Source organism: Ligilactobacillus ubinensis (assembly GCF_024160875.1).
GTDB lineage: Bacteria > Bacillota > Bacilli > Lactobacillales > Lactobacillaceae > Ligilactobacillus > Ligilactobacillus ubinensis.
The window spans coordinates 1-9,292 of sequence record NZ_JAIULA010000038.1 but is presented as its reverse complement, the minus strand read 5'-3'; the positions used below and the strand labels follow the sequence as shown (position 1 = coordinate 9,292).

Genomic DNA, 9,292 nt, shown 5'->3' with positions numbered 1-9,292 from the left:
TTCGAAAGTGCCTATGACATTGAATTCCGTGATTTTGTAGATCATGTATCGAGAGATTTGTCACCTGAAGGTCCTTCGGCATGGGATGGATATATTGCAGCAGTAACAGCTGATGCAGCTCTGAAGTCTTTAGATGCTGGTGGTGAAAAGCAAGACTTAGATTTCCCTGAAACTCCAGCATTTTATATAGGGTAGTAATCGTATTTCTAAAAACTAGATATATAAGTTTTTAATATCAGAGTTATGGAGGTGAACTTTTTGGAAAATCAACATATAAATTCGGACAACGAAAATGAACATAACGGTTATTTAACTCTTGTGTCTTGGATAACGGGAATGGGAGCGTTATTGTTTGGATATAATACAGCTGTTGTTAATGGATCTTTGGATTTTATGTCTAAGTCCAGCCAATTAGGTTTGTCTGCTTGGGCCCAAGGTGTAGTTTCAAGTGGTTTAACATTGGGGGCTGCATTTGGTGCTGTTTTCGGTGGACCTTTGAGTGACAAAATTGGTAGAAAAAAGTTATTAATATGGTTAGGTGTTATTTTTACAATATTTGGACTAGCTTGTGGACTTGCTCCTAATACAACAACGCTTATTATTTGTAGATTTATACTAGGATTAGCTGTTGGTGCAGCTTCGGGAACGGTTCCAGTGTACTTAGCAGAAATTGCTCCAGCTGCTAAACGTGGAAAAATGGTTTCGATGAACCAATTTTTAATTGTATTTGGTCAATTCTTGGTTTTTGGTATAAATGCTATTTTAGGAAATCTTTTTGGTAGTAATGCCGGAATTTGGCGCGTAATGCTATCATTAGCAAGTATTCCAGGTATAGCATTATGGATAGGTATGTATGCTATGCCTGAAAGTCCAAGATGGCTTGCATCAAAGAATCTTTTTGCGGAAGCATTAAAAGTTCTTTATAGAATTCGTAGTAAAGCTCAAGCAGAATTGGAATTGCAAGAAATTAAAGAGAATGCAGAAAAAGAAAAAGAAGCGCAAGCTGAAGCTGCATCATGGAAAGATTTTAAAAAGAATTGGATTATTCAAATTTGTATTACTGGTGGAATGTTAGGGATTATTCAACAGTTCGCAGGTATTAATTCTATCATGTATTATGGTTCTCAAGTTCTGCATGATGCCGGATTTGCTTCTAGTGCAGCTTTAATAGCTAATGTTGCTAATGGTGTTTTCTCATGTATCGGAGCAATTGTTGGCATGTATACGGTTGATAAGCTAGGTAGAAAGAAACTAGAATTAATAGGCTTGATTTTTTGTGCGATTTCATTAGTGGTAGTTGGATTAATTAAAAGTTATGCTGCAACAGCGTCTTGGACACCATATACTATTATGATTATTATATTAGTCTATATTGTAATTGATCAGGGAACATTGGGACCTGTAACTTGGTTGTTGAATTCGGAGATCTTCCCAAGTAGGTACCGTGGTTTAGGTACGGGGATAACTATTTTTACGTTATGGTTTGCTAACTTTATAGTTGGTTTGCTCTTCCCTGTTTTAATGGCTGCATTAGGCCTAGCAAACGTATTTTATATTTTTGCGGTTTGTTGTGTTCTTGGTGCTATTTTTGTAGCTGCTAGAGTTCCTGAAACAAAGGGAGTTAATTTAGAAGATATAGAATCGTTTTTCAGAGCACGTTACGATAAGGAATACACGGGTAAATCAAAGATTTAGTATTATTAAACGAAAAGACATTGAGATTATGTAATCTCAATGTCTTAAAGCATAAAAGTATAAAAGCAATGGTATATAGTGAGTGGTCATTTTATAATTGCTTATTTAGAAAGTGGTGATTAAGAAAAAACATTTCGTAGAAAATCGTTAAATTTAGATATTGGATTTAGCGATTTTTTATTTATGAGGATTTACGGATGGTTTAGTTTTTAAATGACTATTTATTAATTCGATATTGTTTTTTTCAAAGTATTCCTTATATTTAAGTGGAGCTTCGCCACTAGTTATGATTTTAGAAAACTGATTGATTTGAGCATAGGTGAGAAGTGCAGTGCGATCGAATTTTGTATGATCAATTAATAAGATGTTTTCTTGATTAGGATTACTTAGAGACTTCGTTAACACTTGTGATTTTATTTTAAACTCATTAAATTCAGAATTAGTGACGCCGTTATTTAACGATATACCAGTCGCTGACATGAAAGCTTTATTTATATTGTATTTATTGAAGAGAGTATCTTCATCTGTGCCTGTAAAGGATTGTGTTTTAGGATTGAATTGATTGCCGATGATTAATAGTTTAACATTACTCAATTCGGATGCGGCGACGATCAACTGTAAACTATTTGTGATTAAAGTGTAGGAAATATTACGTGGTAAGAAATTGGAAATAGCATCTGTAGTGGTTCCAGAATCTAAGAAAATAAGATCGCCACTTTCGAAAAGGCTTGCGGCAACTTTGCCAATTGAAATCTTATCCTTAGATGTTTTGCTTTTTCTTTCGGTATAGTCTATTAATGATTTATTGTTATTATTGACAGTTACACCACCATAAATTTTTTTGAAATTGCCATTTTCAAGTAGTTTACTTAAATCTCGTCTTAGAGTATTTGGTGAAACTCCAAATCGATTTACTAGATCAGCCATAGAGACTGTTTGCATCTCTTTTATATAATCTGCGATTGCAGAAATTCTCTCTTCTTTTAACATGAAATTGACCCCCATCAATAGATTGTTAATAGTATTATACCATTTTTTGAGTACATTATACCGTTTTTTTGGTTATATTTTGGATGCTTTAATATAAATATATTTAAAAATTAGATATTATGAACCATAATAAAAAACAATGGATGTATAAATAATTCCTTGGTTTAAAAATAGCATAGTTTTTAGACGATTAGCAACTGTCAACGCACTCTTATTAACTATTGATATAAACTGAGAGCTAAACATAGATTCTGTTAAATGAAATGATATAAATAAAAAGGATTTGAAATCCATAGCAGAGTTTCAAATCCTATTCATTGGAAGGTGGTTTTTATTTTAAGTAGAGAACTATAAAACATACGTGGACTATTTGTCGTATTTTTTATGGAAGTATTCTTCTATTTCTTCCAGCTTGATACCTTTAGTTTCAGGTATTCTAGCATGAACAAAGAATATCCCTAGTATACAGCAAGCTGCAAAAATATAAAATGAATTAGCTAATCCTAATGATGATAACATTACTGGGAAGAATAAGCCGACTAAAAAGTTGGCGAACCAAAGAGCGAAAATAGTAATCCCAGTACCGAGTCCTCGATATTTAGCGGGAAAAATTTCGGAGTTTATAAGCCATGTAACTGGGCCTAGTGTACCTTGGAAAAAGATTATATAAATAAGAACTGTAATCATCACAGCAACGCCAGACCAACTTGCACTACTTGCAAATGTACTAATGATACCGACGAAAATGAGACAAATAGCGCATACAATTAAACCGCTATATTCTAAGAATTTTCTTCCTAAGCGATCAACGGTATACATTCCAATGACAGCACCAATGCAAGAAAAGATGCCGTTTGCAACATTGGAAATTAAGGCAGCCTTAGTTCCAAAACCACTAGCTTCTAGGATTTTTGTACCATAGTACATTACAGAATTGATACCAGCGAATTGTTGTAAAACACCAAGTGTAGCACCTGTAATGACGATTTGTTTGACCCAAGGTTGCTTAAAGTCCGCCCAAGTAGCTTGTTGTGTAGCTTCTGCTACATCTTTTTTGCTAGCTTCTTTGATTTCAGCTAATTCATTTTTTGCATTATTAGCACTTCTGAATTTTAACAGTGATTGCAAAGCTTCCGAGTACCGACCTTGTGATGCTAACCATCGTGGTGTTTCAGGAACAAAAAACATTCCAATCCATAACAGGATAGCTGGCAAACTTGCAACACCTAGCATGATGCGCCAAATAGAGGCGTTACTTCCGAATGCACTACCCAACCATGCGTTGATACCAAATGATAGAAATTGGCCAAAGACAATCATTAATTGGTTCATTGTAACTAATTTACCGCGCATTTCACTTGGCGCAATTTCTGCTAAGAATACAGGAACATTAGCTGATGCAGAACCGACAGCTAAACCTAAAATAAATCTAAAAATAATTAAAATAACAGAGCTAGGAGCCCAGGCACAGCCTATAGCACCAATTGTAAAAATTGCACCCAACCATAAAATTATATGTTTTCTACCAACTTTATCGCTGATAGGTCCACCAAAAACAGCGCCGAAAGCGGCACCTAATGTTAAACCACTAGATACAATACCTTGACTAAATGTTGAAAGAGATAATTGTGATCGTTGGGCCATAAAATCTAATGATCCATTTACTACAGAGGTATTATACCCAAAAAGAAGTGAGCCCATACATGTAATAACTGTAGTTAACCATAAAAAGCCGTTATGATTTTTTTCATTAGTGTAAGAATCTGTGGAATTTTGCATTTTAATTCCTCCTTTATCTAAATATAAGTATCTATAAACTCCATAATATGTCCATAATATACAACTAAAGTTGGCAAAACATTCTGCAGAAATAATTTTAAACCACAATCATAATAACAGCTATTTCTCATGTTGTAAACAGAAAAAATCAACTTATAAAAAGGATGGTATCGCTTTCCTTGAACAAGAAGGAAGACATGGACAATGAAAGTTATTTGTACTTGTTGTTAGGCTATTTATATTAAGTTTTGCTACTTTTTTGGATATATTTTGATTTTTTTTGGTTGACTTAGTTATTTTAAAAGGCTATGATGATTTTGTGAAATATAATTGTATGTTGTTGTTCTTAAATTTTAAAGAGGTGGTCAGTAATGATTAAAGAAGATGTTTCACAGGGGGAAAAAACTCAGAAAGAGGTCAATAGTACTGGTTCAAATCCTGAGATGTTAGCAGGCTTAGGGGGCAAAGAAGTTAAAAGGAAACTAACAATTATAGCAACAATTGCTTCTTTTGGTGGATTGCTATTTGGTTATGATACAGGTGTTATAAATGGTGCATTACCTTTTATGGCAAAAGCCAGTGAATTAAACATGAATGCGCAATGGGAAGGATTAGTTTCTAGTTCTTTGACATTAGGTGCTGCATTCGGTGCGGTATTAACCGGAAAGATTTCTGATAAAAAAGGGAGACGTAAGGTTATTATTGGATTAGCAGCACTGTTTACCGTTTCAACGATTGCTTCATCTTTGTCGCCAACAGCACCTATTCTAGCAGCTGTACGCTTTATATTAGGTCTTGCAGTGGGTGGTTCTTCGGTAATTGTACCTACCTTTTTAGCTGAAATAGCGCCATCTGAACAAAGGGGAAAGCTAGTAACTAGAAATCAAGTAATGATAGTTTTGGGACAACTTATCGCCTTTGTATTCAATGCAATTTTAGGAACTGTATTTGGTGATGTTCATGGAATTTGGCGTTTTATGATAGTGTTAGCCACTCTTCCTGCGATAGGTTTATGGATAGGAATGAATTTTGTACCTGAATCTCCACGATGGCTAGCTGCTAATAATCGGTTAGATGAAGCATTTTCTGTTTTAAAACAAATGAGAACAGAGCAACAGGCGGAAGATGAAATGCATAAAATAAAAATTTCTTTAAAGTCCGAAAAAGAAATTGAAACCGCTTCACTAAAAGATTTAAAAGTTCCTTGGATTAGAAGGCTTATTTTAATTGGTGTTGGGTTAGGAGCACTTCAACAAATAATTGGTATTAATATAATGATGTATTACGGAACTACAATTTTGCAAAAAGCAGGGTTTGGTCAAAGTGCGGCACTAATTGCCAATATTGCTAATGGGGTTACTTCTGTGGCGGCTACATTGTATACCATTAATTTAATGGGTAAGTTTAAAAGAAGACCTATATTGATTGTGGGAATTATCGGTACAACACTTTCAATGACTGGAATTACAGTTACAAGTTATCTGTTCTCAGGATCACCAATATTGCCATACTTTACAATTGCTATGACAGTAATATTCTTAGCATTTTTCCAAGGCGCTATTGGTCCATTGACTTGGTTATTGCTTTCTGAAATTTTCCCTTCTCGTATAAGAGGTATGGGTATGGGGATCGCAACATTTGTTCTTTGGGTTATGAACTTCTTAGTTGGATATCTATTTCCAATATTATTAGCATCAATTGGAATGACGAAGACATTTATGATTTTTATTGTACTAAATGTACTTTCCTTAATTTTTGCTGTGAAGTATACCCCAGAGACAGCAGGACGTTCGCTTGAAGAAATTGAATTAGATAATAAGTTTGATAAACATTTTCCGGATCACAGTAGAGTAAATAAGTAATAAGTTATGGAGGAAGAAGAAAATGGAAAAATTTAACAAAAATTTGAAACTTAAGAATTTTATAGATGGTGAATGGGTTGAAGCTGATACTACAGAGTATGAACCGGTTTATAACCCAGCAACAGGAGAAGTTCTAGCACAGGTACCACATTCTACTAAGGATGATGTAGAAAAAGCTGTAAAAGTAGCTAAAAAAGCTTTTAAAACATGGAGCAAGGTTTCAGTACCTAAAAGAGCTAAGATTCTATTTAAATATCAACAGTTATTAGTAGAGCATCAAGAAGAACTTGGTAAGTTAGTAACGCTCGAAAATGGTAAAAGTTTAAAAGAAGGAATTGCAGAAGTTGGTCGTGGAATAGAGAATGTTGAGTACGCAGCTGGAGTACCTTCGTTAATGATGGGTGATTCATTATCTACAATTGCAACTGATGTTGAAGCTGCAAATTATCGGTATCCAATCGGTGTTGTCGGAGGAATTACACCGTTTAACTTTCCAATGATGGTTCCTTGTTGGATGTTTCCAATGGCAATTGCTACAGGGAATACGTTTGTATTGAAACCATCTGAAAAAACTCCATTGACAAGTAGACGTTTAGTAGAATTATTTATGGAAGCGGGCTTACCAGCAGGTGTTTTAAATATTGTAAATGGCGCTGTTGATGTTGTTAACGGATTGCTTGAAAACTCTGGAATAAAAGCAATTAGTTTTGTTGGATCTGAAAAGGTCGGTGAATATGTTTACAAAAAAGGCAGTGAAAACTTAAAACGGGTCCAAGCTCTAACGGGAGCTAAAAATCATACAATTGTATTGGATGATGCAGATATTGATGCGGCTGTTAAGGGAATAATTTCTTCTTCATTTGGTTCAGCTGGTGAACGTTGTATGGCTACTTCAGTGTTAGTATTACAAAATGGTATTGCGGATAAATTTATGGCTAAGTTTATTCAAGCAGCAAAAGATATCAAAATTGGTAATGGATTGGATAAAGATGTATTCTTGGGCCCTGTTATTCGTGATGGAAACAAACAAAGGACTTTAAATTATGTTAAAAAAGGTTTAGAAGAAGGCGCAAGACTAGTATTAGACGAGTCAGAGCAAGGTCCTAAGGAAGGGTACTTTGTTGGCCCTACTATTTTTGAAGATGTTACTACGGATATGCAAATTTGGAAAGATGAAATGTTTGCTCCTGTTTTATCTGTTATTAGAGTTGATACATTACCAGAAGCTGTGGCAACAGCTAATGCTTCAGAATTGGCTAATGGTGCATGTATCTTTACGGATTCTGCTTCATCAGTAAGGTATTTCCGTGAAAACATTGATGCAGGTATGCTTGGAATTAATTTAGGTGTCCCGGCTCCAATTGCTGTATTTCCATTTTCTGGTTGGAAGAATTCGTTCTTTGGTACATTACATGTTAATGGTAAAGATGGTGTCGATTTTTATACGCATAAGAAGGTGGTTACTGCTAGGTATGATCAAAAAAGGTTTAAATAGATTATTTATTTAGTTAATTTAAAAAGATGATTATCGTATAGAAATAGTCATCTTTTTTGCATAATTGTATTAAGAAAGCGAAGAAATAAAGTTTCTGGAATTCAATAAAATTAGTGTGAAAAAAACTATATTTCGCTTCAAAGAAAGGGTTTACAAAACAATAGTGAAGTAGTAATATGTGTTTGTGGATATTTTATGGATACATTGTTTGTCTATTGTGGAGCTTAGTTGTTAACTTATAGTGAGTAATTAAGCGGATATGTTTAAAAATGATGAATCCATAATCAATATAATTTAAGATGATAGGAGTGTTAGTAATGGCTACAAAAATTGGAATTATTGGTATGGGGCGTATTGGTAATGTTCATTACAAGAATTTGAAACAGATGTCGGGTATTACTATTGAATATATTTGTGATATTAAAGCGGATGATACGTGGGAGGAGAAGTATCCAGAAGCTGGAAAAGTTGTTACAGATTATCATGAGGTTTTAGAGAGTAGTGATGTTGAAGCTGTTTTGATTTGCGTACCAACAAATCTACATCCTAGCTTTATTATTGATGCTGCAAATGCTGGTAAAGCTATTTTCTGTGAAAAGCCAGTGGGATTTAATAATGAAGATATTTTAAAAGCTTATAAGGTAGTTAAAGATACGGGTGTTGTATTTCAAGTAGGTTTTAACAGGAGATTTGATGATAGTTTTGACAGAATTGTTGATTATAGAGATGCTGGTAACCTGGGACAACCACAAGTACTAAAAATAACTTCGCGGGATCCAGAACCACCATCACTAGACTATGTAAAGGTGTCTGGTGGAATATTTATGGATATGACTATTCATGATTTTGATATGGCTAGATTTATTAGTGGTCAAGAAGTGGAGTCTCTACACGTTTTCGGTAATGTTTTAATTGAACCAGAAATTAAGCAATATAATGATATTGATACAGCAATTATTACACTTAAATTTAAGAATGGTATGTTAGGTGTTATTGACAATTCTAGAAAAGCTGTTTACGGCTATGACCAACGTATCGAATTATTTGGCTCTGAAGGAATGGCTCATGCTGACAATGTTTTAGATTCACAAACAACATATGCTTCTAAGAATGGTGTTGTTGGAGATAAGCCAATGTGGTTTTTCTTACAACGTTATATGAAAGCATATGCAAAAGAAACAAAGTCATTCTTTGAAGCAGTACATGGTGAACATGATGTTGAATGTACTTTTGAAGACGGTATCCGTGCCATTAGATTGGCTGAAGCTGCAAAAGAATCATTAAAAACGGGGAACGAAGTAAAAGTAAAAGATATTTTTTAGGAGGATTATAAAATGACATCAGATGTAAGAAAAGATATAAGTTATGGAATCGCACCAATCGGTTGGCGTAATGATGATATTCCTTCAATTGGAAAGGATAACAACTTACAACAATTATTAAGTGATATTGTTGTAGCGGGTTTTCAAGG

General features: G+C 34.3%; 6 protein-coding genes and 1 pseudogene. 5 read left to right on the top strand and 2 right to left on the bottom strand.

Annotated elements, in window-relative coordinates:
* Positions 1 to 195, top strand: a pseudogene (locus LB941_RS12075) (inositol 2-dehydrogenase); the annotation flags it as partial.
* Between the two features lie 63 nt (positions 196 to 258).
* Positions 259 to 1,695 (top strand): sugar porter family MFS transporter, encoded by a 1,437-nt coding sequence (locus tag LB941_RS12070; RefSeq protein ID WP_253362240.1) that lies wholly within the window; start codon positions 259 to 261, stop codon positions 1,693 to 1,695.
* 177 nt (positions 1,696 to 1,872) lie between these two features.
* Here LB941_RS12070 and LB941_RS12065 read toward each other — a convergent pair whose 3' ends face one another.
* Together LB941_RS12065 and LB941_RS12060 are read right to left on the bottom strand one after the other, a co-directional pair.
* Positions 1,873 to 2,685, bottom strand: coding sequence for a DeoR/GlpR family DNA-binding transcription regulator (locus tag LB941_RS12065; RefSeq protein WP_253362239.1), 813 nt, complete (start codon positions 2,683 to 2,685; stop codon positions 1,873 to 1,875).
* Between the two features lie 366 nt (positions 2,686 to 3,051).
* Positions 3,052 to 4,464 carry a sugar porter family MFS transporter gene (locus LB941_RS12060; RefSeq protein ID WP_253362238.1) on the bottom strand — a complete coding sequence of 471 codons (1,413 nt, stop codon included), beginning with the start codon at positions 4,462 to 4,464 and terminating at the stop codon, positions 3,052 to 3,054.
* Positions 4,465 to 4,835: 371 nt separating this feature from the next.
* Here LB941_RS12060 and LB941_RS12055 point away from each other — a divergent pair, with 371 nt between their 5' ends.
* From LB941_RS12055 to iolG, 3 genes are all read left to right on the top strand, one after another.
* Positions 4,836 to 6,326 carry a sugar porter family MFS transporter gene (locus LB941_RS12055; protein ID WP_275980041.1) on the top strand — a complete coding sequence of 497 codons (1,491 nt, stop codon included), beginning with the start codon at positions 4,836 to 4,838 and terminating at the stop codon, positions 6,324 to 6,326.
* Positions 6,327 to 6,348: 22 nt separating this feature from the next.
* The gene (locus LB941_RS12050) at positions 6,349 to 7,821 is read left to right on the top strand and encodes a CoA-acylating methylmalonate-semialdehyde dehydrogenase (protein WP_253362237.1); all 1,473 of its coding nucleotides are present in this window, start codon (positions 6,349 to 6,351) and stop codon (positions 7,819 to 7,821) included.
* 317 nt (positions 7,822 to 8,138) lie between these two features.
* On the top strand, positions 8,139 to 9,143 hold the full coding sequence (gene iolG, locus LB941_RS12045; protein ID WP_253362236.1) for an inositol 2-dehydrogenase: 1,005 nt from the start codon (positions 8,139 to 8,141) through the stop codon (positions 9,141 to 9,143).
* Positions 9,144 to 9,292 lie beyond the last annotated feature (149 nt).

Bases quoted from the DNA above. Each gene is read 5' to 3' on its own strand.
- iolG (WP_253362236.1), top strand. From the start codon at position 8,139: ATGGCTACAAAAATTGGAATTATTGGTATGGGGCGTATTGGTAATGTT.
- LB941_RS12060 (WP_253362238.1), bottom strand. From the start codon at position 4,464: ATGCAAAATTCCACAGATTCTTACACTAATGAAAAAAATCATAACGGC.
- LB941_RS12055 (WP_275980041.1), top strand. From the start codon at position 4,836: ATGATTAAAGAAGATGTTTCACAGGGGGAAAAAACTCAGAAAGAGGTC.
- LB941_RS12065 (WP_253362239.1), bottom strand. From the start codon at position 2,685: ATGTTAAAAGAAGAGAGAATTTCTGCAATCGCAGATTATATAAAAGAG.
- LB941_RS12050 (WP_253362237.1), top strand. From the start codon at position 6,349: ATGGAAAAATTTAACAAAAATTTGAAACTTAAGAATTTTATAGATGGT.